Here is a 21,253-nt window from a genome sequence, read left to right on the forward strand (position 1 = left end):
GGTCGCGGTCGCGGCCCGGACCGCGGCGGTCAGCCCGCCGGGCACCCCGGCCAGCCGTTCGCCGACCACGATCAGCGCGCCCTCGCCGCGCAGCGCCTCGGCCGCGGCGGCGCCCTCACCCTCCAGGCCGACACCGCCCGCGATGGCGTCCAGCCACTCGGTCTCGGTGCCGGGTGCGGCGGGAAGCAGTGCGCCGCCCGCCTTCACCAGGCCCCGGGTGGCGTGCGAGGCGACGGAGAAGGTGCGCAGGCCGTGCTTGCGGTGGGCCTTGCGCAGCCGCAGGAAGACCCCGGGGGCCTCCTCCTCCGACTCGAACCCGACCAGCAGCACGGCCGGGGCCTTCTCCAGCGAGGTGTACGTGACACCGGACCCGTCCAGGTCCTTGCCGCGCCCGGCGACGCGCGCGGCCAGGAAGTCGGCCTCCTCGTCGCTGTGGACCCGGGCCCGGAAGTCGATGTCGTTGGTGTCCAGGGCGACCCGGGCGAACTTGCTGTACGCGTAGGCGTCCTCGACGGTCAGCCGGCCGCCGGTGAGGACGCCGGTCCGGCCGCGCGCGGCGGACAGGCCCTCGGCCGCGACGGCCAGCGCCTCGGGCCAGCTCGCCGGTTCCAGCGCGCCCGACTCGCCCCGGACGAGCGGGGTGGTGAGGCGGTCGCGCTGCTGGGCGTAGCGGAAGCCGAAGCGGCCCTTGTCGCAGAGCCACTCCTCGTTGACCTCGGGGTCGTTGGCCGCGAGGCGGCGCATGACCTTGCCGCGCCGGTGGTCGGTGCGGGTGGCGCAGCCGCCGGAGCAGTGCTCGCACACGGAGGGCGTCGACACCAGGTCGAAGGGGCGGGAGCGGAACCGGTACGCCGCCGAGGTCAGTGCCCCGACCGGGCAGATCTGGATCGTGTTCCCGGAGAAGTACGACTGGAACGGGTCGCCCTCGCCGATGCCGACCTGCTGGAGCGCGCCGCGCTCGATCAGCTCGATCATCGGGTCGCCGGCGACCTGGTTGGAGAACCGGGTGCAGCGCGCGCAGAGCACGCACCGCTCGCGGTCCAGCAGCACCTGGGTGGAGATCGGCACGGGCTTCTCGTACGTCCGCTTCCTGCCCTCGAAGCGGGAGTCCGGGTCGCCGTGCGACATCGCCTGGTTCTGGAGCGGGCACTCGCCGCCCTTGTCGCAGACCGGGCAGTCCAGTGGGTGGTTGATGAGCAGCAGCTCCATCACACCGCGCTGCGCCTTGTCGGCGACGGGCGAGGTGATCTGCGACTTGACGACCATGCCGTCGGTGCAGGTGATGGTGCAGGAGGCCATCGGCTTGCGCTGGCCCTCGACCTCGACGATGCACTGGCGGCAGGCGCCGGCCGGGTCGAGGAGGGGATGGTCGCAGAAGCGCGGGATCTCGATGCCGAGGAGTTCGGCGGCGCGGATGACCAGGGTGCCCTTGGGCACGCTGATCTCGATGCCGTCGATGGTCAGCGTGACGAGGTCCTCGGGCGGGATCGCCGCTTCGCCGCCCCCGGAGGGCGCACTCGTGGTGACTGTCATGCGTTCACCCCCTGGTGAGCGTTCTTGTCGTCGGCCCAGAGGGTCGATTTGGCGGGATCGAAGGGGCAGCCCTTGCCGGTGATGTGCTGCTCGTACTCCTCGCGGAAGTACTTCAGCGAGGAGAAGATCGGCGAGGCGGCGCCGTCGCCGAGGGCGCAGAACGACTTGCCGTTGATGTTGTCGGCGATGTCGTTGAGCTTGTCGAGGTCGGACATCCGGCCCTTGCCGGCCTCGATGTCGCGGAGCAGCTGAACGAGCCAGTAGGTGCCCTCGCGGCACGGGGTGCACTTGCCGCAGGACTCGTGGGCGTAGAACTCGGTCCAGCGGGTGACGGCCCGCACCACGCAGGTCGTCTCGTCGAAGCACTGGAGCGCCTTGGTGCCGAGCATGGACCCGGCCGCGCCGACGCCCTCGTAGTCGAGGGGCACGTCGAGGTGTTCGTCGGTGAACATCGGCGTGGAGGAGCCGCCGGGGGTCCAGAACTTGAGGCGGTGGCCGGGGCGCATGCCGCCGCTCATGTCGAGGAGCTGGCGCAGCGTGATGCCGAGCGGCGCCTCGTACTGGCCGGGGCCCGCGACATGGCCGCTGAGCGAGTAGAGCGTGAAGCCCGGGGACTTCTCGCTGCCCATCGACTTGAACCAGTCCTTGCCCTTGTTGAGGATCGCGGGAACCGAGGCGATGGACTCGACGTTGTTCACCACAGTGGGGCAGGCGTACAGACCGGCGACCGCGGGGAAGGGGGGACGCAGCCGGGGCTGGCCACGGCGTCCTTCGAGAGAGTCGAGCAGCGCCGTTTCCTCACCACAGATGTACGCACCGGCGCCCGCGTGCACCGTGAGTTCGAGGTCGAGCCCGGAGCCCATGATGTCGGTGCCGAGGTAGCCCGCCTCGTACGCCTCTCGGACGGCCTCGTGCAGCCTGCGCAGTACGGGGACGACCTCGCCGCGCAGGTAGATGAACGCGTGCGACGACCGGATCGCGTAACAGGCGATCACGATGCCCTCGATGAGGCTGTGCGGGTTGGCGAAGAGGAGCGGGATGTCCTTGCAGGTCCCCGGCTCCGACTCGTCGGCGTTGACCACGAGATAGTGGGGCTTGCCGTCGCCCTGCGGGATGAACTGCCACTTCATCCCGGTGGGGAAGCCGGCGCCGCCGCGTCCGCGCAGACCGGAGTCCTTGACGTACGCGATGAGGTCGTCCGGGGACATGGCGAGGGCCTTGCGCAGTCCCTCGTAGCCCTCGTGGCGGCGGTAGGTGTCCAGGGTCCAGGATTCCGGCTGGTCCCAGAAGGCGGACAGGACGGGCGCGAGCAGCTTCTCGGGGCTGGTCCCGTTGTGATCGAGCTCGGTGGCCAACGTCATCACTCCCCCTCCTCGGCCGCGGGTCCGGCCGGGTGGTCCGGGTCGGATGCCGAGGTCTGCTGCGGCGCGTCGTGGGAGCTGAGGTGCTCGGCGCCCTTCTGCGGCTGGTCGCTGGGCGCCTCGCCGCGCGGGCCGACCACGCGGGCCTGCGGTGCGGCCTCGCCCTTGGCCAGCTTGAGTCCGATGAGCGAGGCGTGGCCGGCGCCGCCGGTGGCCGCGACGGCGCCGGGGCGCTCGTCGGGGAAGCCGGCCAGGATGCGCGCGGTCTCCTTGTACGTGCACAGGGGCGCGCCGCGGGTGGGTTCGACGGTGCGGCCGGCGATGAGGTCGTCGACCAGCTGCGTCGCGCTCTCCGGGGTCTGGTTGTCGAAGAACTCCCAGTTGACCATCACGACGGGCGCGAAGTCGCAGGCGGCGTTGCACTCGATGTGTTCGAGGGTGACCTTGCCGTCCTCGGTCGTCTCGTCGTTGCCGACGCCGAGGTGCTCCTTGAGCCGGTCGAAGATCGCGTCGCCGCCCATCACCGCGCAGAGCGTGTTGGTGCAGACGCCGACCTGGTAGTCGCCGCTCGGCTTGCGCCGGTACATCGTGTAGAAGGTGGCGACCGCGGTGACCTCGGCGGTGGTGAGGCCGAGCATCTCGGCGCAGAAGGCCATGCCCGTACGCGAGACGTACCCCTCCTCGGACTGCACGAGGTGCAGCAGCGGCAGCAGCGCGGAGCGGCTGCCGGGGTAGCGGGCGATCACCTCCTTCGCATCCGCTTCGAGCCTGGCGCGCACCTCGGCCGGGTAGGCGGGGGCGGGGAGCTGCGGCATCCCCAGACTGACTTCCTGACGTGCTTCGGTCACCGGTCGACGCCTCCCATCACGGGGTCGATGGATGCGACGGCGACGATGACGTCGGCGACCTGGCCGCCCTCGCACATCGCCGCCATGGCCTGGAGGTTGGTGAAGGACGGGTCCCGGAAGTGGACCCGGTAGGGGCGGGTCCCGCCGTCCGAGACGACGTGCACGCCGAGTTCGCCCTTGGGCGACTCGACGGCGGTGTACGCCTGTCCGACGGGGACCCGGAAGCCCTCGGTCACCAGCTTGAAGTGGTGGATCAGGGCCTCCATGGAGGTGCCCATGATCTTCTTGATGTGGTCCAGCGAGTTGCCCAGGCCGTCCGGGCCGAGCGCGAGCTGCGCGGGCCAGGCGATCTTCTTGTCGGCGACCATGACCGGTCCGGGTTCGAGCCGGTCGATGCACTGCTCGATGATCCGCAGCGACTGGCGCATCTCCTCCAGGCGGATGAGGAAGCGCCCGTAGGCGTCGCAGCTGTCGGCGGTGGGGACCTCGAAGTCGTAGGTCTCGTAGCCGCAGTACGGGTCGGTCTTGCGCAGGTCGTGCGGGAGGCCCGCCGAGCGCAGGATCGGTCCGGTGGCGCCGAGGGCCATGCAGCCGGTGAGGTCGAGGTAGCCGACGTCCCGCATGCGGGCCTTGAAGATGGGGTTGCCGGTGGCGAGCGCGTCGTACTCCGGCAGGTTCTTCTTCATGGTCTTCACGAACGCGCGCAGCTGGTCGACCGCGCCCGGCGGCAGGTCCTGGGCGAGGCCGCCGGGGCGGACGAACGCGTGGTTCATGCGGAGCCCGGTGATCAGCTCGAAGAGGTCGAGCACCAGCTCCCGGTCGCGGAAGCCGTAGATCATGATCGTGGTGGCGCCGAGCTCCATGCCGCCGGTGGCGATGCACACCAGGTGCGAGGAGAGCCGGTTGAGCTCCATCAGGAGCACCCGCAGGACGGTGGCCCGGTCGGGGATCTGGTCCTCGATGCCGAGCAGCTTCTCGACGCCCAGGCAGTAGGCCGTCTCGTTGAAGAACGGCGTCAGGTAGTCCATGCGCGTGACGAAGGTGGTGCCCTGCGTCCAGCTGCGGAATTCGAGGTTCTTCTCGATGCCGGTGTGGAGGTAGCCGATGCCGCAGCGGGCCTCGGTGACGGTCTCGCCGTCGATCTCCAGGATGAGCCGGAGCACGCCGTGCGTGGACGGGTGCTGCGGGCCCATGTTGACGATGATGCGCTCGTCGTCGGAGGCGGCGGCGTTCTCGACGATCTCGTCCCAGTCGCCGCCGGTGACCGTGTATACGGTCCCCTCGGTCGTGGCGCGGGGCGTTGCGTGGGGAGTGGTCATCAGGAGTACGACCTCCGCTGGTCCGGAGCCGGGATCTGGGCGCCCTTGTACTCGACGGGGATGCCGCCGAGCGGGTAGTCCTTGCGCTGCGGGAAGCCCTGCCAGTCGTCCGGCATCATGATCCGGGTGAGGGCGGGGTGCCCGTCGAAGACGAGCCCGAAGAAGTCGTACGCCTCGCGCTCGTGCCAGTCGTTGGTCGGGTAGACCGGGACCAGCGAGGGCAGGTGCCGGTCGTCGTCCGGCGTGGAGACCTCGAGGCGGATCAGCCGGCCGTGGGTGAGCGAGCGCAGGTGGTAGACCGCGTGCAGCTCGCGGCCCTTGTCGCCGGGGAAGTGGACGCCGCTGACGCCGGTGCACAGCTCGAAGCGGAGCGCCGGGTCGTCGCGCAGGGTCCTGGCGACGGTGACCAGGTGCTCGCGGGCGATGTGGAAGGTGAGTTCCTCCCGGTCGACCACCGTCTTCTCGATGGCGTTCTCCGGGAGGAGGTCCTGCTCCTCCAGGGCGCCTTCGAGCTCGTCGGCGACCTCGTCGAACCAGCCGCCGTAGGGGCGGGAGGTGGCGCCGGGGAGGGCGATCGTGCGGACGAGTCCGCCGTAGCCGGAGGTGTCGCCGCCGTTGTTGGCGCCGAACATGCCCTTCCGTACGCCGATGACCTCGCCGTGCTCGTCGCGCGGGGCGGGAACGGCCGAGCCGTTGTGCTCGTCGCTCATCGCAGGAGCCCCTTCATCTCGATGAGGGGCAGGGCGTTGAGCGCCGCTTCCTCCGCCTCGCGGGCGGCTTCCTCGGCGTTGACCCCGAGCTTGGAGCCCTGGATCTTCTGGTGCAGCTTGAGGATCGCGTCCATCAGCATCTCGGGCCGCGGCGGGCAGCCCGGCAAGTAGATATCAACCGGGACAATGTGATCAACACCCTGAACAATGGCGTAATTGTTGAACATTCCGCCCGATGACGCGCAAACGCCCATGGAGATGACCCACTTGGGGTTCGGCATCTGGTCGTAGACCTGCCGCAGGACGGGCGCCATCTTCTGGCTCACCCGCCCTGCCACGATCATCAGGTCCGCCTGCCGCGGCGAGCCGCGGAAGACCTCCATGCCGAAACGGGCCAGGTCGTAACGGCCCGCCCCGGTGGTCATCATCTCGATGGCGCAACAGGCGAGGCCGAAGGTCGCCGGGAAGACGGAGGACTTCCGCACCCAGCCGGCCGCCTGCTCGACGGTGGTCAGAACGAAGCCGCTCGGCAGCTTCTCTTCGAGTCCCATGGTGTGCCCCTCAGCCCCTCAGTCCCATTCCAGACCGCCGCGCCGCCACACATACGCGTAGGCGACGAAGACGGTGAGCACGAAGAGCAGCATCTCCACGAGCCCGAAGATCCCCAGGGCGTCGAAGCTGACCGCCCAGGGATAGAGGAAGACGATCTCGATGTCGAAGACGATGAAAAGCATCGCCGTCAGGTAGTACTTGATGGGAAAGCGACCGCCTCCGGCGGGCGTGGGTGTCGGTTCGATACCGCACTCGTACGCTTCGAGCTTTGCCCGGTTGTACCGCTTGGGGCCGATAAGCGTGGCCATGACCACGGAGAAGATCGCAAACCCTGCCCCGAGGGCGCCGAGCACGAGGATGGGCGCGTAGGCATTCACGCTCCTCGCTCCTTCCAGTCGTCCTTGACCGTTGGACCGCATCGGGCGAACCGGCTCCCCGCCTCACCAAGATCGTGCACATGTGAGGCAGTTCACAAGCCCGACTGCCCCGCATCCTATGCCCGCCGTCCTGTGATCTGCGACACGGGGGTCACCAACGTCTTTGTGATCTCCACCACCTGACGAACGATCATGAAGTCGGATGAGCGGTGATCTTCGTACACGAAGCGGCCGAGTGATCACGAGAGGTGACATCTGGTGCCGTTATCGCTGGTCACAAGGGTGTCGCACTATCAAGCCGCGGCGCTGCGCGCAAAATTGGCGATGGACACGAGTGGGTGATAAAGGGATCCGTCCCCCTCTGAGGCCGCGGCGACCGGACGGGGCGGCCCGATGGGGTGACCGGATGGAGTGACCGGGCGCGAGGGCCGGAAGGGGGTCACTCGCGCGGGGGTTCACGCGGAACGGAGTGGACGCGGACCGCCGCCGCCCGTGCCGGACCCTCGTATGCCCGTCACAGCACGACCACACTGTGAGCTGCGTCACTCCGCACCAGCCGTTATAGAAGCGGGCTTGGCCAACTGCGTGAACGGGTGGTAAGCGGCGGGCAATTCGGGCGTATTGCAGAAAACCCATGATCACAGCCATGATCACGAGTGCCCGTTTTGCCCGTTACGGCGTCAATAAGGGCCCTCAGAAAGCGGATTCACAGATTCCGGACGTAACTGTGTCGCAACACACGTTTCTTGATGGGACCCCGCACGCCCTGATAGCGCTAGTACCCATGTCCCACACCGCTCTCATACCCAGCCACCGGAAGCCCCGCCGGAACGCCTCGACGACGGCGCTGCGTGCCGGAGTTGCCGGTGGCGTCCTCAGCACCATCGCGGTCGCGGGTGCCGCGGGCCCGGCCCAGGCCGAACCGGTGACCCAGACGATCGAGATGCCCACCATCACGGCGGGACTCTCCACCACCGTCGCCGCCTCCGCAGAGGCGACGCAGCAGGTCGCCCTGGACCTGGAGACGCAGGCCCAGGAGGACGCGGCGGCCAGCAGCGCCGCCAAGGACGCCAAGAAGGCCAAGGCCGAGGCCGTCCGCAAGGCCGAGGCCAAGAAGAAGGCCGCGGCGGCCGCCAAGGCCAAGGCGGAGGCCGCCGAGCGCGCCTCCCGCGACGCCGCGCGCACCACGCTCCAGAAGAGCACCGGCTCCTCGTCGTCCGGCTCCACCAGCGCCGCCACGACCTCGTACTCCTCCAACGCCACCGGCTCCGCGGCCTCCGTCGTCGCGTTCGCCCAGGCGCAGGTCGGCGACGCGTACGTGTCCGGCGGCACCGGCCCGAACTCGTGGGACTGCTCGGGCCTGGTCCAGGCCGCGTTCCGCACGGTGGGCGTCGACCTGCCGCGCGTCTCGCAGAGCCAGTCGACCGCCGGCACCCAGGTCTCGCTGAGCAACCTCCAGCCCGGCGACATCCTGTACTGGGGCGGCGCGGGCAGCGCGTACCACGTCGGGATCTACGTGGGCGGCGGCCAGTTCGTCGGTGCGCAGAACTCCTCCACCGGTGTCGTGCAGCGCCCGCTGGACTACGACATGCCGACCGGCGCGGTCCGCGTCCTCTAGGACCCGTCCGCGTTCACGGATTCACAAGCGCCTCGGCGCATTTCACAGGGCCGCCGCTCCCCCGCTCGGGAGCGACGGCCCTGCGGTGTTTCCCGCAGTATCCGCCCCGTGGCCCGCTTCCACGGAATCACGGAAAGGCGCCACCACCCCGCCGGCCGCCACGGACATCGCGAACCGGCCGGACACCGGCCGCCCGCGCTTGTGAACCGGGGCGCGAACAACGCCCGTACCACTCACTGAGCGCGGGACGGCCGTGCCGTACACCCGACGGCCCCAGTCGCTCGTCCCGGCCCGCTCCCGTGAAGGCACGGTTCCTACGTCTTCTCCTTCAGGGGGAGGGATGACCTCGGCTCTGGGGTTCGAGTACCCGGAAGAGGCCAGAAGCCTCGACCACTCCTCCGGGCTGCAGTCCCACCTCGTCACTGCCCTGGCCTCTCTCAGAGTGCCGACACACTGAGTGCCTGCCGCTGGGGGCTTGTGGGAGAAGGCCAGGACGCCACCAAGGGAGAGCCTCTTGTGAATCAGGAGAAGAAGCTGTTCGGGGTCCGTGAACCAGACGGGTCCGAAGATGGACAGGACCGCATCGAAGGAGCCCTCGGAGTGGGTCAGGTAGTCGGTCACCTCTGCCGTGTGAAAGGTCAGGCCGGGAAGGCGACCCCATCGGGCCACGGCCTTCTCGTGCTGGCTGGGCGCGATGTCCACGCCGGTGCAGTCGGCCCCGAGTGTGGTGAGGTGGGCAAGGTTGCAGCCCGTACCGCAGCCCAGCTCCAGAACGGTCCGGCCGTGCAACTCTCCCAGGATCGATTCGTCGGGCCCGTGGTCGGGGTACTGCGTCCAGTTCAACCACGTCGCGGCCCCGGAGGCGTTGGCGTCCCTCCGTGGCATCCGCCCTTGGGCGTATCGCTCCCAGGCTTCGACGACCTCCATGCACAACCTTCCCTCATGGCGCCAACTCGCCTCGTTCCCGAGGCGAGTTGGCCCAGACCGTGCGGTGTTACTTCCCGCTGTTGGGGCTGTCCGTGCATCCGGCGTGACACTGGGAGCAGTCGGCGGCGTCCTCCATGGTCCACAGCTCCGGGTCGATCTCGAAGCCGCTGGTCCTGATGGCCTTGGCCGTGTCCCCCAAAGTGGGCGGCCCCTGCGTACCCTCGCCGGGCAGATGCGGAACGTGGTGGATGTAGCGTCCCGCGTGCTGGTCGCAGAACGCCATGTAGTTCATCGAGTCGAGCACAAACGAGTGGACACCCAGATCCACGGCAGGAGAGGGGCCCATGCGGATCTCGGGGCACTCGGCCGAGGTCACCAAGTAGGCGACGGCCTGGCCGAAGGTGCGCTCAGCGAGGTCGCGCTCCATGGCGTGGTCCCGCATGATGAGTCGGATTTCCCGGTCCCACACCTGGGCGGGGACGCAGTTCCGAGGGTCTCGGACCTGTACCGCAGTTGCCGTCAGTTCGGGCGGTCAGTCGGGCGGTCAGTCAGCCGCCCTGTGTGCGCCGAGGCGGGAGCGGTGCCGGTTCACGATTCCCTCGACGATCTTCATCAGGCGGTCTCCCGTCTCATCGATGCTTCCGTTCTGTGTGCTGACCTGCGCCCCTTCGAGTACGAAGGTGATCTCGGCCGCGGCCTGTGCGGGGTCGGGCATCTGGGCCTTGGTGCACATGCCGATCAGCCTGCGGGCTTGGTGGGCCTTGTGGTCTTCGATCACTTGCCGTGCCGGATGGAGGCGGTCGGGCAGCTCGGCGAGAGAGTTGATGAACGGGCAGCCCCTGTGTGAGATCGCCGGCAGCCCCTCGGCGATGAAGCGGGCCAGGCCCAGAATCTGCTCCTCGGGTCGGTCGGGGTATTCGGTTTCCACGCGGTCGAAGGCCGCCTGATAGTCCGCGGCGACGATCCGCAACCACTCCGCGACCAGCGCGTCCTTGGTCTCGAAGTGCCGGTAGATCGCCATCTTGGTCGTCTCGGCCTTGTCGGCGATTGCCTGGACCCCCACCTGCCGGATCCCTTCCCTCTGGAAGAGCTCTTCGGCCGCGTCGAGAATGCGCTCACGAGGCGGCAGCTTCGCCACTCTGCTTGGCCTTCTGAGGGTCGATGCCATGGCTACTCCGTCACTCCGGTCGATCGTGCGGTCCACAACGCCCTACGGTACCAGCCAGACCCCTTCGATACCGTAGAGTATCGTGCGGAACTCGAAGGTATCGTTCTTGTCAGGGAGTGGCAGTGAAAGTTTCTGAGTACGTGAGCTTCGACGCGGTCGGGCTGGCGGAGCTGGTTGCTACGGGCGAGGTGCTCCCCGCCGAGCTGGAGGCAGCCGCGCGCGAGGCTGCACATGCAGTTGATCCGCGGATCAACGCCGTCGTGGAGACCTGGCTGACCGACGACGAGCCCGTCCCCGGCAGCGCACCCCTGGCCGGCGTCCCCTTTCTGATCAAGGACATTGCGGTGGCCATGGCCGGCAGGCGGATGGAGCTGGGAAGCCGGCTGGCGGCCGGTAACGTCGCCGGCGCCGACTCCTCGCTGATGCGGCGCTTCCGGCGCGCGGGCCTCGTGACGTTCGGGCGCACCGCGACGCCGGAGATGGCCTATGGCATCTCCACGGAGTCAGTGTTGTATGGCGCGACCCGCAACCCGTGGGACCTGGAGCGCAGCGCGGGCGGTTCCAGTGGGGGCGCGGCCGCCGCTGTCGCCGCTGGGGTGGTCTCGGTCGCCCATGGCACCGACGCCGCCGGATCGCTCCGTATCCCTGCCGCCTACAACGGCCTGTTCGGGATCAAGCCCACCCGTGGCCGGGTGTCCATGGGGCCCGACGTCGACGAGGTCTTCAACGGCCTGGCCGTGCACGGCAGCGTCAGCCGCACCGTACGCGACAGTGCGGTACTGCTCGACCAGATACGCGGCCCGGAATCGGGCGACCCCTACTTCGCCCAGCAGCCGTCACGGCCGTACGCGGAAGAAGTCACCCGTCATCCGGGCTCGTTGCGCATCGGTGTCCTCGCCCAGGCGTGGGGGGGACGCCGCACTTCCGTCCCGGTGGCAGACGCCCTCTCCTGCACCGTGCGGTTGCTTGAATCCCTCGGCCACCAGGTGGAGGAGGTTGAGATCGACCTCGGCGCCGACTGGGAGGAATTCGTCCTGGCCAATGCTCGACTCATGACAGTGAACCTCACCACCCTGGTTGACGGGTTGGCCGCCGCCTTCGGCCGTCCCATCGACTTCTCGACCCTTGAGCCGGCGACCCTCGCCGGCTACCACTACGGGCAGCGGGTCGGCGGCGCGCAATTCCACACCGCTCTCGCGATGCGGAACCGAGTGGCCCGAAGCCTGGGGAGGTACTTCGACGAGTACGACATCCTCCTCACGCCAACCCTGCCGGAGCCTCCCCTTTCTCTGGGCACTCATACGGAGGGTGCGGAGACACTGGACGGCCTCGGCTGGATCGAGCGCATCAATGACCTGTCGCCGTTCACCATGCCGTTCAACGTTGCGGGCACGCCCGCCATGTCTGTACCCGTGACGGCCGACGCCGGGACGGGGCTCCCGGTCGGTATGCAGTTCGCCGCCGGATATGGCCTCGAAGGCCGGCTCTTCCGCCTCGCCGGACAGCTTGAACAGGCGAGTCCGTGGTCAGGCCGAATCCCCTCGGTATGGGCAGGGAACCGTCCAGGCCGCTGAAGAACGCTCCTGGCTCGCTACAGAGAGACATCGGCGAATTCTTGCCGGTCACAGGACCGAAAACTCTCGCGGCGCACGGGGCGGATGTCCTCGATGCCGAGGCGACGCGGGTATGCCGATCTCGACGCTCAGTCAGACCTGAGCGGCCGTGACATCACGACGCATGAACAGAGACCATTGAAGGAGTGTCCGCCATGGTTGAGCGCATCGATGTGCGTATTCCCCTGCCCGACGGCATCGAACTGGCCGCCTGGCTGTTCCTTCCCGAGAACGCCGAGAAGCCGTTGCCGGCCATCACCATGGCCCACGGTTTCGGCGGCACCCGCCATCACAGCATCGAGCACATAGCCCGCCGCTTCAGCGAGGCCGGCTACGCGGTTCTCCTCCACGACCATCGCAGCTTCGGCGACAGCGGCGGCACACCTCGCCAGGACATCGACCCCTACCAGCAGATCGCGGACTGGCGATGGGCGATCACCTACCTCGGCACACGCGGGGAAATCGACGAACAGCGTATCGGCATCTGGGGGTTCAGCTACGCCGGTGGCCACGCCCTGGTCCTCGGCGCCACCGACCGCCGCATCAAAGCCGTTTACGCCCAGGCCCCCACCGTCAGCGGCTACGAGACCGCACTGCGCCGCGTCCCGCCCCACGAGGTACGCGCCCTGGAAGAGCGCTTCCACCAAGACGAACGCGACCAGCTGGCCGGCAAGCCGCCCGTCTACGTCCCCTTCGTCGACACCGATACGAGCCCTGGCTCCCCGGCGGCCTACCCACAGAAGAGGGCGGCCGACTTCTACCTGCACCGGGCACCGGACGACATGTGGACGAATGAGGTGACCCTTCAATCCAGCCGTCGCGCCCGTGCCTACGAGCCCGGTCAGTGGATCTCCCGCATCGCCCCCACCCCCCTGCTGATGCTCGTGGCCAAGGGCGACGACGTCGCCCCCGCCGACATTGCCCTCGACGGCTTCAACCGCGCCCGCGAACCGAAGAAGCTCGTCCTCACGGACGGCGACCACTTCATGTCCTACATCCAGCAGTTCGAACTCTCTTGTACGGTCGCGATCGACTGGTTCGACACCCACCTCGGGACCGCCGAGAAGTACGACTCCCGCCCCGACCAGGAAGCCCGCTTCGCTGCGTCCAGCCTCGGCACGGACACTCGGGTACCACCGATACGCTCACTCACCTGACGAGTGCCTCTACCCGTGCGGCTGACAAGACTCTGAGTACACCACATCGTTGCAGATCAGGGGCACTATCCACTCGCTTGGTCAAGGAGCTGTTTCCAACCTGACGGGTGGTTGGACGCAGCTCAGTGGTTCCCTTCACGTGGTCGCGCTCGGGTGATGGAGGCGCGGGCTCAGGGAGCTACGCGCTCCCACGATCTCGCCGGCGCTGCCATGCCGTCACGCCTCCGGTGATGCGTGACGGGAGAGATGATCCCCGAGTTGCCGAGCGATCCGACGAAATATTGACGTCGTTGATTAAAGATCACCTGCGGCAGTCCTCGGCCCAGGATTCCAGACACTCCCTGGCACCATCTCCGAAAATGGCATGCTCCTCATACGAGGCGAACCGAGTGATCAAGTCCTGCACATCGCGGATGTCGCGAAATACAGTGGCACCCAGATCCAGTTCAGCCGTTGCTAACGTGTCGTCATAGATGGTGAAGGTGGTCAAGGCCCCGGAAGTAAAGTGAACTCCCATCGGAATTACACTCAATTGAATATTTGGCTGGCGAGTGAAGGATGCAAGTCGGTCAATCTGCATGGCCAACTCGTGAGGGGGACCAGCGGGTATCTGACAGCTTGCCCGGTGAGGATGAACGTGAACTTTTTGGAGCGATCAAACAGAACCTTTTGCCGGTCCAGTTTCATTGCTACGGCTTTCACCTGCTGCTCCGGGGGCGCCTGGGCCAGACTGGCGCGAACGTATTCAGGCGTCGCCAGGAGCCCGGTGACCATGGAGAGTAGGAAGTATCGGAACTCCTTGGAGGACGCCTCAAGTCCGGCCTTGCAACTGCTTCTTGTCCAGACCCTTCCTTCGGAGCGTCCTTCCGTCCTGCCACTCTGCCTGTGCGATGCGGGCTATGGCCATCACTTCGGCCGAGACAGCGGAAGGAGCATCGAGACCCCGAAGGATCTGCTCGACATCCAGGAGGGATGGGCGTCCCTTGTTGCTCTCAATTCGGCTGATCTTGGATTGAGACATGTTGCAACGCGCCGCAAGCCGGACCCCTGAGAGTCCGGCTTGCTTGCGAAGGTGCTTGAGCATGGCCGCGAGTTCGCGTCCCGACCGGTCCAGCTCATCAGGCTCGATATTGATCAGAAACTCATGGGGTTCTCGTCCAGGACGTACCGGACGTGCGGCCCTCCGAAGTAGCCGTGGACGATGTGTGGCTGGCGCTGGCGGAAGCGGCACATCACCTCGGCGGTGAAGGTCTCGGTGAAGACCATGAAGTGCATCCGGCCCTTTGTGCTGATCGCCGACATGGCGTTCACCGAGAACCGGTTGCCGGTCCGTCGTACGACGGGTGTCTTGCCCTTCTCGCCCCAGGTGCGGCCGGTGACCTGGTCGGAACGGATGCCGACCTGGTCGGCGAAGAGAATCTCCCCGCCGTCGGCCTTCGCCTTCGCGCGGATCTCCGGCCAGGTCTCCTCGTGCCAACGCGCCACGGCCTGCGGGTCCTGTTCCACGGCCCGCTTGTCCGGGCGCTGGAAGGACAGGCCCCACCGCTTGAGGTACTTGCCGACCCCCACCTCGGTCAGCCGCACCCGGTACAGCTTCGCGATCAACTCCCCCACCAGCCGCCGCGTCCACAACTGCCCGGAAAGACCCACGTCACAGGGCCGGTGGTCCAGGACCGCCTGCCGCAACGCACCCTGTTCGGCCTCCGTGAGAACCTGGTGCACACCGACCGGTTTGCCGCGAGGACGCATGACCAGCGCCTCCCGCCCGCCGGCCTGCCACTTCGCCCACCAGCCGTCGACCGCCTTCAACGACACCCCGAAGATCGCGGCCACGTCCTCGCGGGCCCGACCCGCCACCAGCGCGGCCACCGCCCGCAGCCGCAGCGCCTCCTGCGCCGACGGCGACAGATGCCGCGCGTCCCCCACCAGATCGCTCACACCCGTCCAACGACCCAAAACCCAAACCGTGTCGGATTAATAACGCACCGTCATGGCATGATTACCTGTAGTGATAACGGCCCGCGCTCGCGACGCCGCGGTGGCTGGGATCCACATATCGGGAGGAATGCAGGGTGAATCTCTACAGGGACGTCGTCGCTGGCGACATCATTGTCAGCGACGACTTCTCGATGAAACTCGTCGACGACGCCGCCTTCCAGGTCGACCCGTCGGGCGAGGACGGAAACGGCTCGGTGGACAGCTTTGTGGACCGCTTCATGCTGCAGCCGACCACCTTCGACAACAAGCAGAGCTACCTGAGACAGCTCAAGCACCACATGCAGCTGGTGAAAATGTTCCAGCTGGTATCTGGCGCCAGCCAGGGTGACATCACCGCCATGGAGAACGCCGTTTCGACGTACACCAGGCAGATCGCCTGGAACTTCAAGAACTATGAATTCTTCACCAGCGCGAGCGGAAACCCGGACGGCATGGTGATCCTTAAAACTTACCATGACGACGGCAGGACACCGTACTTCACCTACTGGAAGCACGGACTGAAAGCGGAACAGGTCTGATCAGAAACTCATTGGGTTCGCTCGTCGAGGATGTAGCGGACGTGCGGGGCTTTGAAGTAGCCGGTGATGACGTGGGGTTGGCGTTGCCGACGGTGGAAGAACCTGCGCGTCTCGGCGGCGAGTTCGGTCCGGCTCCTGGCCCGGTGGGTGTGGGGCAGGCTGCGTTTGAGATCGGCGTTGACGAGTTCGTCCGGGTTCAGCTCCGGTGAGTACGAGGGCAGGAAGTGAAGCTCGATCTTGTCTTCATGATCGGCGAGCCAGGCCCGGACGGTCTTCGAGCGGTGGGCCGAGTGCCGGTCCACGATCAGGTGGACCTTCCGGTCGAAGTGTCCGACGATGCGTGCGAGGAAGCGGCACATGACTGTCGCGTCGAACGACTCGGTGAAGACCATGAAGTGCATCCGGCCCTTGGTGCTGATCGCGGACATCGCGTTCACGGAGAACCGGTTTCCGGTGCGGCGGACCACCGGGGTCCTCCCCTTGACGCCCCAGGTGCGGCCGGTGACCTGGTCCGAGCGGATCCCGACCTGGTCGGCGAACAAGATCTCGCCGTCATCGGCCTTCGCCCGGGCCCGGATCGCCGGCCAGGTCTCCTCGTGCCACGCTCGAACGGCTTCCGGATCCTGCTCGACGGCCCGCTTGTCCGGCCGCTGGAAGGTCAGCCCCCAGCGCTTGAGGTACTTGCCCACCCCGGGCTCGGTGAAGCGGACCCCATACAGCTCGAAGATCAGCCGGCCTATCTGCCCCCGCGTCCACAATTGACCGGAAAGCCCCAGGCCGGATGGGGTGTGATCGAGGACAGCCTGACGCACGGCGGCCTGCTCGGCCTCGGACAGAACCTGATGTTCACCCGCGCGTCGGCCTCGCGGCCGGGACAGCAGCGCGTCCCGCCCTCCGGCCTGCCACCTCGCCCACCAGTTGTCCACGGCCCTGACCGACACCTTGAACAGGTCCGCAACCTCCACCCGGTCACGGCCCTCCACGAGCGCCGACACCGCCAGCAACCGCACGGCCTCCTGCGCGTCCGGCGACCAGGTCCGCGCGTCCCTGTGCCAGAGCACCGTAGTTGTCACCAGCGGGGCCAGTTGAGGCACGAGAACGGGTTGCGCGGAGCAGTCTGACTGGCACCAGTGAGGCAAGTGACTTGTCACATACCCACGCTTGGCAGCACTTCTGTCACCGGGGACGAGAGGGGAGTGACACCTCATTGGATGAGGTCGGTGTGCGGATGTTCGGGGGAGGTCGGGCAGACGTAGAGCTGCATGTTGTCCGTGCTGCCTACTTCCACCTTGGTCGGCTGCGCAGGGTTCTGGCCGGCGCGATGACCGGCGGCATGGGCGGCAGGGGCGTCCTCGTATGGCGCCCAGCCGCGCTTGCCGTAGTTCCATTCGAAGGAGGCAATGGTCAGCAGTGGGACCATCTGCACATTGCAGACTTCGCAGTATTGGGGGTTGGGGTCGGTGCGGCCCCACGGGGGCCAGCCGCCGAGCTTCCAGCCGGGAGCGTTTGCCAGATTGCAGTCATAAAATTCTGTCGCATAGCTCGCGTTCGAGCTGTCCACGCCGACGTCGGGGGCCTGCCCTCTGCTCCAGTCCTCCACCATCAGCCGCATCTCCGGGCTGAGATCGAGGCTGTGGGGATACTCGGTGATCGCTTCTGGTGCCAGTTGGCAGGGCTCCGGCACGTAGCCGTCCCAGTCTGCCTCGTACGGGTCCGGCGGTAGGGTCAGGACGTCGTTGACATCGGCTGCGGATCGCCAGAACAACGCCGTCGCGGGCTTGGCATACGGTTCGTGGTCGTAGGGACACCACAGCACTTGGAGCATGTCGGCTGCCCCGGGCGGCCGCAGGAGGGGGACATCGCGCACGTATAGCTGGGCGACGGGCAGCATGGGGACCGGACTTTCCGCAGGCCAGGGAGGGCCGGCTTCGAGTCGCTCCATGAACGTTGCGTCGTTGCGGTGCTGGATCGCCGTCTCCTCCGGCGTGGATTGAGGACCGCGGGGATCATGGTGGAGTCGGGCTCGTCGGCGCCTGTCGAGGCGTATTTCTGCCGGCGACCTACTCCGTCCGGTGCCGGGGTGCGCGGCTTCGCAGTGCGGCCACGGCTCTTCGACGGGCCACAGCAGCGGGCCACCGACAGAGCTGTCCCGCACCGAGGGCGACCCGGCACGTGGATGCAGCCGAATCGCCGCACGCGCCAACGGAGCCAGCTCGGGAAAGACCGCAGTGACGTCGACAGGCCGCGGCGGAGTGGTACGTACGAAGACCATACCGGCGATTTTGTCACCGCCCACTGACAGGCCGCCGCCCCACCAGTGTCGGTGCTCAGCTGGTTGTCTCACGCGCTTACGGACTGAGCGCGTGACAACAGATCTGCCTCTGTGGCAGCTATCGTGCTTCGGCTCAGTCCCCCACCAGATCACTCACACACCATCAACGAGCCTGAACTCAAAGCGTTTCGGATCAATATGCGCGTCATTGCATAAACAGTCTCGAAGGGGCGGAACCTGGTGAACAGCCCCCGTTCCACCAGCACCGGACGGCCCTGGCGTTCGTCCCGTCGCACGTGGTGTGCCCCCGGCGCACGGCCCCGGCCTGGTGATCGGCTGACCCTGCTCAAGGCGCTCCGGCGTCGGACCGGGAGGAAGTGGGGTGTCGAATACCTCCCCCGTATCCACCACACGGCGAGCATCGCAGGGGAGGCGCAGGCCGAGAAATCGATGCGCAGAGTGATCGAGGAGGACGTCTGCCCTCGGACATGTGGGGGGCGTACGCAGGCATACCGGGATCTGCAAGCCGCACGCGAGCTCGGCTGGCTTCCCGCATCCCAGGTCTGACCGAGCAGCTCCCCCATGAGGCATGTGCGCCGACACGCCTGCATGCCGACCTCCCACACGTATCAGGCAGAACCCCGCCGCCCCTGCCGGGGCGGCGGGATCGGATCGCGTACGGGCGCTACGAGCGCGGCGCCACCTTCGCCAGGCCGTTGATGACGCGGTCCATCGCGTCGCCGCCCGTCGGGTCGGTGAGGTTGGCGAGCATCTTCAGCGTGAACTTCATCAGCAGCGGGTGCGTCAGGCCGCGCTGGGTCGCGACCTTCATGATCTTCGGGTTGCCGATCAGCTTCACGAAGGCGCGGCCCATCGTGTAGTAGCCGCCGTAGGTCTCCTTGAGCACCTTCGGGTAGTTGTTCAGCGCCAGCTCCCGCTGGGCCGGGGTCGCGCGGGCGTGCGCCTGGACGATGACGTCGGCCGCGATCTGGCCGGACTCCATGGCGTACGCGATGCCCTCGCCGTTGAACGGGTTGACCATGCCGCCCGCGTCACCGACGAGCAGCAGGCCCTTGGTGTAGTGCGGCTGGCGGTTGAAGGCCATCGGCAGGGCGGCGCCCCGGATGGGCATCGTCATGTTCTCCGGGGTGTAGCCCCAGTCCTCCGGCATGGACGCGCACCACGCCTTCAGGACCTCGCGCCAGTCCAGCTCCTTGAACGCGGAGGAGGAGTTGAGGATGCCGAGGCCGACGTTGGACGTGCCGTCGCCCATGCCGAAGATCCAGCCGTAGCCGGGCAGCAGCTTCTCCTGGGGGCCGCGCCGGTCCCACAGCTCCAGCCAGGACTCCAGGTAGTCGTCGTCGTGCCGGGGCGAGGTGAAGTACGTCCGCACGGCGACGCCCATGGGGCGGTCCTCGCGGCGGTGCAGGCCCATCGCGAGGGAGAGCCGGGTGGAGTTGCCGTCGGCGGCGACCACGAGCGGGGCGTGGAAGGTGACCGGGGTCTTCTCCTCGCCGAGCTTGGCGTGCACCCCGGTGATCCGGCCGGTGCGCTCGTCGGTGATCGGGGCGCCGACGTTGCACCGCTCGTACAGGCGGGCCCCGGCCTTCTGCGCGTTCCGGGCCAGCTGCTCGTCGAAGTCGTCGCGCTTGCGGACGAGTCCGTAGTCCGGGTAGGAGGCCAGATCCGGCCAGTCCAGCTGGAGCCGGACGCCGCCGCCGATGATGCGCAGGCCCTTGTTGCGCAGCCAGCCCGCCTCTTCGGAGATGTCGATGCCCATGGCCACGAGCTGCTTGGTGGCGCGCGGCGTGAGCCCGTCGCCGCAGACCTTCTCGCGCGGGAACGCGGTCTTCTCCAGGAGGAGGACGTCGAGTCCGGCCTTGGCCAGGTAGTACGCGGTCGTGGAGCCGGCGGGGCCCGCCCCGACGACGATGACGTCCGCGCTGTGTTCGGACAGGGGTTCGGTCACGGTCGGTTCTCCCGAAGACTCGAATTCGCGTGCCGCGCGGCACAGGTCCAAGGCAGTCTATGGGGGCCTGTCGATCAACCCTCCGAAGGGCTGCCCCATGTCAATCGCGCCTGCCGCTCCGCCCGTCGTACAGCTGCGTGTCCCGACCGACGAGGACGCCGTCGCCTGGCACCGGGCCTTCGCCGACCCGGAGGTGATGCGGTTCTTCGGCGGGCGGCCGGAGGAGCTGTCGATGTACGAGGAGTGGACCGCCCGTCAGCGCCGGCACGACGCCGAACTGGGCTACTGCCTGTGGACCCTGCTGGACGGGGAGGGGCGCGTCGTCGGCTTCACCGGAGCGCAGCCGTGGGGGCCGACCGCGTACGGGCCGGTGGGCGAGACCGAGATCGGCTGGCGGCTGGCCCGGCCGGCCTGGGGCCTCGGGTACGCGACGGCCGCCGCGCGCCTCACGCTGGAACGGCTGCGCGCGGCGGGGGTGGAACGGGTGGTGGCGGCGGTCGACGTGCTCAACGAGCGGTCGGCCGCGGTGGCCCGGCGCCTCGGCATGGAACCGGCCGAGACCTTCACGCCGTCGCTGCCGGGCCAGGAGGTGCGGTGCTTCCGGCTGGAGCTGTGACGGTCAGTCGACGTCGTTGAGCATCCAGGTGGACAGGGCGGTGTCGAAGACCTCGCGGGCACCGGCCCAGTCCACGTCCCGTTCGGTGACGTGGATGGCGTACTCGGTGCCGTCCTCGGCGATGTAGCGCTGGTCGATCGCGTGGACCGGCTGACCGTTCCCGTCCTCGTACGTGTACTCCCACCGGGCGCCCGGGCGGCCCTGGAAGGTGTTGGCCGACAGCTGGACCTGCTGGTAGTTCCGCCGGTCGGCCGACGCGGTCTTCTCCAGGGCCTTCGCGTTCTCGTACGAGGTGGCGGGGGCGTCCGCGGTGACGCCGACCTCCAGCACGCGGGTGTCGCCCGGGGACCTGGCGTAGGTGACCTGGTGGTTCTCCTCGCCCTGCCGCTCCCAGTCGTCCGGCAGGGCGAGCGCGAAGCCGGCGGTGTCGGCGACGATGCCGTACCCGTCCGGGACGACCGGTTCGGCCGGGTCGGTGGTGGCCTCGCGCGTCCGGTCCTGGGCGGGCGTCGCCCGGTCGCCGCCCTTGCCCTCGTCGCTCTCCGAGGTGCCCGGGTCGTCGTCGTGGCGGTCCAGCAGGGCGAGGGCGCCCGCGGTGGCCCCGCCGCCGAGGATCAGGGCGGCGGTGAGCGTGGCGCCCCAGACGAGGACGGCCCGCCGCCGGGGCGCGGGAGGCCGCGCGGGGGCGGCGGCTTCG

Annotated in this window: 22 protein-coding genes and 1 pseudogene; 5 read left to right on the forward strand and 18 right to left on the reverse strand. The window is 68.0% G+C overall.

The window, feature by feature from the left end; genetic code table 11:
* From G3I41_RS04090 to G3I41_RS04120, 7 genes are all read right to left on the reverse strand, one after another.
* A partial coding sequence (locus tag G3I41_RS04090; protein WP_164398932.1) for an NADH-quinone oxidoreductase subunit G occupies positions 1-1,533 on the reverse strand: 1,533 nt, incomplete at its 3' end.
* Positions 1,530-2,894 (reverse strand): NADH-quinone oxidoreductase subunit NuoF, encoded by a 1,365-nt coding sequence (gene nuoF, locus G3I41_RS04095; RefSeq protein WP_164398933.1) that lies wholly within the window; start codon positions 2,892-2,894, stop codon positions 1,530-1,532. The genes G3I41_RS04090 and nuoF, both read right to left, overlap by 4 nt.
* Positions 2,894-3,709: an NADH-quinone oxidoreductase subunit NuoE gene (gene nuoE / locus G3I41_RS04100; protein WP_164398944.1), complete on the reverse strand. Its 816-nt coding sequence runs from the start codon at positions 3,707-3,709 to the stop codon at positions 2,894-2,896. Before nuoE ends, nuoF begins: the two co-directional genes overlap by 1 nt.
* A gap of 29 nt (positions 3,710-3,738) precedes the next feature.
* Complete coding sequence (locus G3I41_RS04105) at positions 3,739-5,061, reverse strand: NADH-quinone oxidoreductase subunit D (RefSeq protein ID WP_164398934.1); 1,323 nt, start codon at positions 5,059-5,061, stop codon at positions 3,739-3,741.
* The gene (locus G3I41_RS04110) at positions 5,061-5,771 is read right to left on the reverse strand and encodes an NADH-quinone oxidoreductase subunit C (RefSeq protein WP_164398935.1); all 711 of its coding nucleotides are present in this window, start codon (positions 5,769-5,771) and stop codon (positions 5,061-5,063) included. Before G3I41_RS04110 ends, G3I41_RS04105 begins: the two co-directional genes overlap by 1 nt.
* On the reverse strand, positions 5,768-6,322 hold the full coding sequence (locus tag G3I41_RS04115) for an NADH-quinone oxidoreductase subunit B (protein ID WP_073964532.1): 555 nt from the start codon (positions 6,320-6,322) through the stop codon (positions 5,768-5,770). Before G3I41_RS04115 ends, G3I41_RS04110 begins: the two co-directional genes overlap by 4 nt.
* 18 nt (positions 6,323-6,340) lie before the next feature.
* Positions 6,341-6,700, reverse strand: coding sequence for an NADH-quinone oxidoreductase subunit A (locus tag G3I41_RS04120; RefSeq protein ID WP_003967084.1), 360 nt, complete (start codon positions 6,698-6,700; stop codon positions 6,341-6,343).
* A gap of 784 nt (positions 6,701-7,484) precedes the next feature.
* On the opposite strand from G3I41_RS04120, the gene G3I41_RS04125 reads away from it, so the two are divergent.
* On the forward strand, positions 7,485-8,318 hold the full coding sequence (locus G3I41_RS04125; protein WP_164398936.1) for a C40 family peptidase: 834 nt from the start codon (positions 7,485-7,487) through the stop codon (positions 8,316-8,318).
* Positions 8,319-8,360: 42 nt separating this feature from the next.
* On the opposite strand, the gene G3I41_RS04130 is transcribed toward G3I41_RS04125, so the two are convergent.
* The 3 genes from G3I41_RS04130 to G3I41_RS04140 form a co-directional block, all read right to left on the reverse strand.
* Positions 8,361-9,245 carry a class I SAM-dependent methyltransferase gene (locus G3I41_RS04130; RefSeq protein WP_239081471.1) on the reverse strand — a complete coding sequence of 295 codons (885 nt, stop codon included), beginning with the start codon at positions 9,243-9,245 and terminating at the stop codon, positions 8,361-8,363.
* Between the two features lie 67 nt (positions 9,246-9,312).
* Positions 9,313-9,687: a hypothetical protein gene (locus G3I41_RS04135; protein ID WP_239081472.1), complete on the reverse strand. Its 375-nt coding sequence runs from the start codon at positions 9,685-9,687 to the stop codon at positions 9,313-9,315.
* Between the two features lie 102 nt (positions 9,688-9,789).
* Positions 9,790-10,413: a TetR/AcrR family transcriptional regulator gene (locus G3I41_RS04140; RefSeq protein ID WP_164398937.1), complete on the reverse strand. Its 624-nt coding sequence runs from the start codon at positions 10,411-10,413 to the stop codon at positions 9,790-9,792.
* A 122-nt stretch (positions 10,414-10,535) separates the two neighbouring features.
* Between G3I41_RS04140 and G3I41_RS04145 the strand changes: the two genes are divergently transcribed.
* Positions 10,536-11,987 carry an amidase gene (locus tag G3I41_RS04145; RefSeq protein WP_164398938.1) on the forward strand — a complete coding sequence of 484 codons (1,452 nt, stop codon included), beginning with the start codon at positions 10,536-10,538 and terminating at the stop codon, positions 11,985-11,987.
* A gap of 194 nt (positions 11,988-12,181) precedes the next feature.
* Complete coding sequence (locus G3I41_RS04150; protein ID WP_164398939.1) at positions 12,182-13,183, forward strand: alpha/beta hydrolase; 1,002 nt, start codon at positions 12,182-12,184, stop codon at positions 13,181-13,183.
* A 301-nt stretch (positions 13,184-13,484) separates the two neighbouring features.
* Here G3I41_RS04150 and G3I41_RS37590 read toward each other — a convergent pair whose 3' ends face one another.
* The 4 genes from G3I41_RS37590 to G3I41_RS04160 are packed head-to-tail and all read right to left on the reverse strand — an operon-like array spanning position 13,485 to position 15,121.
* Positions 13,485-13,763 carry a Scr1 family TA system antitoxin-like transcriptional regulator gene (locus tag G3I41_RS37590; protein WP_343242051.1) on the reverse strand — a complete coding sequence of 93 codons (279 nt, stop codon included), beginning with the start codon at positions 13,761-13,763 and terminating at the stop codon, positions 13,485-13,487.
* Complete coding sequence (locus G3I41_RS37595; RefSeq protein ID WP_343242052.1) at positions 13,712-13,957, reverse strand: Scr1 family TA system antitoxin-like transcriptional regulator; 246 nt, start codon at positions 13,955-13,957, stop codon at positions 13,712-13,714. The genes G3I41_RS37590 and G3I41_RS37595 overlap by 52 nt, the downstream gene beginning before the upstream one ends.
* A 37-nt stretch (positions 13,958-13,994) precedes the next feature.
* A complete protein-coding gene (locus G3I41_RS37600; protein WP_343242053.1) occupies positions 13,995-14,267 on the reverse strand; it encodes a helix-turn-helix transcriptional regulator in 273 nt (90 codons plus the stop codon).
* Between the two features lie 50 nt (positions 14,268-14,317).
* On the reverse strand, positions 14,318-15,121 hold the full coding sequence (locus G3I41_RS04160; protein WP_343242054.1) for an IS630 family transposase: 804 nt from the start codon (positions 15,119-15,121) through the stop codon (positions 14,318-14,320).
* A gap of 134 nt (positions 15,122-15,255) precedes the next feature.
* Between G3I41_RS04160 and G3I41_RS04165 the strand changes: the two genes are divergently transcribed.
* A complete protein-coding gene (locus tag G3I41_RS04165; RefSeq protein WP_164398940.1) occupies positions 15,256-15,699 on the forward strand; it encodes a hypothetical protein in 444 nt (147 codons plus the stop codon).
* An 8-nt stretch (positions 15,700-15,707) separates the two neighbouring features.
* Here G3I41_RS04165 and G3I41_RS04170 read toward each other — a convergent pair whose 3' ends face one another.
* From G3I41_RS04170 to G3I41_RS04180, 3 genes are all read right to left on the reverse strand, one after another.
* A complete protein-coding gene (locus G3I41_RS04170) occupies positions 15,708-16,793 on the reverse strand; it encodes an IS630 family transposase (protein WP_343242055.1) in 1,086 nt (361 codons plus the stop codon).
* A gap of 110 nt (positions 16,794-16,903) precedes the next feature.
* Complete coding sequence (locus G3I41_RS04175; protein ID WP_164398941.1) at positions 16,904-17,971, reverse strand: hypothetical protein; 1,068 nt, start codon at positions 17,969-17,971, stop codon at positions 16,904-16,906.
* A 685-nt stretch (positions 17,972-18,656) separates the two neighbouring features.
* Positions 18,657-19,940, reverse strand: coding sequence for a geranylgeranyl reductase family protein (locus G3I41_RS04180; protein WP_164398942.1), 1,284 nt, complete (start codon positions 19,938-19,940; stop codon positions 18,657-18,659).
* 97 nt (positions 19,941-20,037) lie between these two features.
* On the opposite strand from G3I41_RS04180, the gene G3I41_RS04185 reads away from it, so the two are divergent.
* Positions 20,038-20,556, forward strand: coding sequence for a GNAT family N-acetyltransferase (locus G3I41_RS04185; protein ID WP_164398943.1), 519 nt, complete (start codon positions 20,038-20,040; stop codon positions 20,554-20,556).
* A gap of 3 nt (positions 20,557-20,559) precedes the next feature.
* On the opposite strand, the pseudogene G3I41_RS04190 reads toward G3I41_RS04185, so the two are convergent.
* Positions 20,560-21,253, reverse strand: a pseudogene (locus tag G3I41_RS04190) (hypothetical protein); the annotation flags it as partial.

Origin of the sequence: Streptomyces sp. SID9727, from assembly GCF_010550605.1 — a bacterium.
Lineage (GTDB): Bacteria > Actinomycetota > Actinomycetes > Streptomycetales > Streptomycetaceae > Streptomyces.

What these genes read in the sequence shown, in the direction of transcription:
- nuoF (WP_164398933.1), bottom strand. Translation starts at nt 2,894, where the DNA reads ATGACGTTGGCCACCGAGCTCGATCACAACGGGACCAGCCCCGAGAAG.
- nuoE (WP_164398944.1), bottom strand. Translation starts at nt 3,709, where the DNA reads ATGCCGCAGCTCCCCGCCCCCGCCTACCCGGCCGAGGTGCGCGCCAGG.
- G3I41_RS04105 (WP_164398934.1), bottom strand. Translation starts at nt 5,061, where the DNA reads ATGACCACTCCCCACGCAACGCCCCGCGCCACGACCGAGGGGACCGTA.
- G3I41_RS04110 (WP_164398935.1), bottom strand. Translation starts at nt 5,771, where the DNA reads ATGAGCGACGAGCACAACGGCTCGGCCGTTCCCGCCCCGCGCGACGAG.
- G3I41_RS04115 (WP_073964532.1), bottom strand. Translation starts at nt 6,322, where the DNA reads ATGGGACTCGAAGAGAAGCTGCCGAGCGGCTTCGTTCTGACCACCGTC.
- G3I41_RS04125 (WP_164398936.1), top strand. Translation starts at nt 7,485, where the DNA reads ATGTCCCACACCGCTCTCATACCCAGCCACCGGAAGCCCCGCCGGAAC.
- G3I41_RS04130 (WP_239081471.1), bottom strand. Translation starts at nt 9,245, where the DNA reads ATGGAGGTCGTCGAAGCCTGGGAGCGATACGCCCAAGGGCGGATGCCA.
- G3I41_RS04135 (WP_239081472.1), bottom strand. Translation starts at nt 9,687, where the DNA reads ATGCGGGACCACGCCATGGAGCGCGACCTCGCTGAGCGCACCTTCGGC.
- G3I41_RS04140 (WP_164398937.1), bottom strand. Translation starts at nt 10,413, where the DNA reads ATGGCATCGACCCTCAGAAGGCCAAGCAGAGTGGCGAAGCTGCCGCCT.
- G3I41_RS04150 (WP_164398939.1), top strand. Translation starts at nt 12,182, where the DNA reads ATGGTTGAGCGCATCGATGTGCGTATTCCCCTGCCCGACGGCATCGAA.
- G3I41_RS37590 (WP_343242051.1), bottom strand. Translation starts at nt 13,763, where the DNA reads ATGCAGATTGACCGACTTGCATCCTTCACTCGCCAGCCAAATATTCAA.
- G3I41_RS37595 (WP_343242052.1), bottom strand. Translation starts at nt 13,957, where the DNA reads ATGGTCACCGGGCTCCTGGCGACGCCTGAATACGTTCGCGCCAGTCTG.
- G3I41_RS37600 (WP_343242053.1), bottom strand. Translation starts at nt 14,267, where the DNA reads ATGCTCAAGCACCTTCGCAAGCAAGCCGGACTCTCAGGGGTCCGGCTT.
- G3I41_RS04175 (WP_164398941.1), bottom strand. Translation starts at nt 17,971, where the DNA reads ATGGTCTTCGTACGTACCACTCCGCCGCGGCCTGTCGACGTCACTGCG.
- G3I41_RS04185 (WP_164398943.1), top strand. Translation starts at nt 20,038, where the DNA reads ATGTCAATCGCGCCTGCCGCTCCGCCCGTCGTACAGCTGCGTGTCCCG.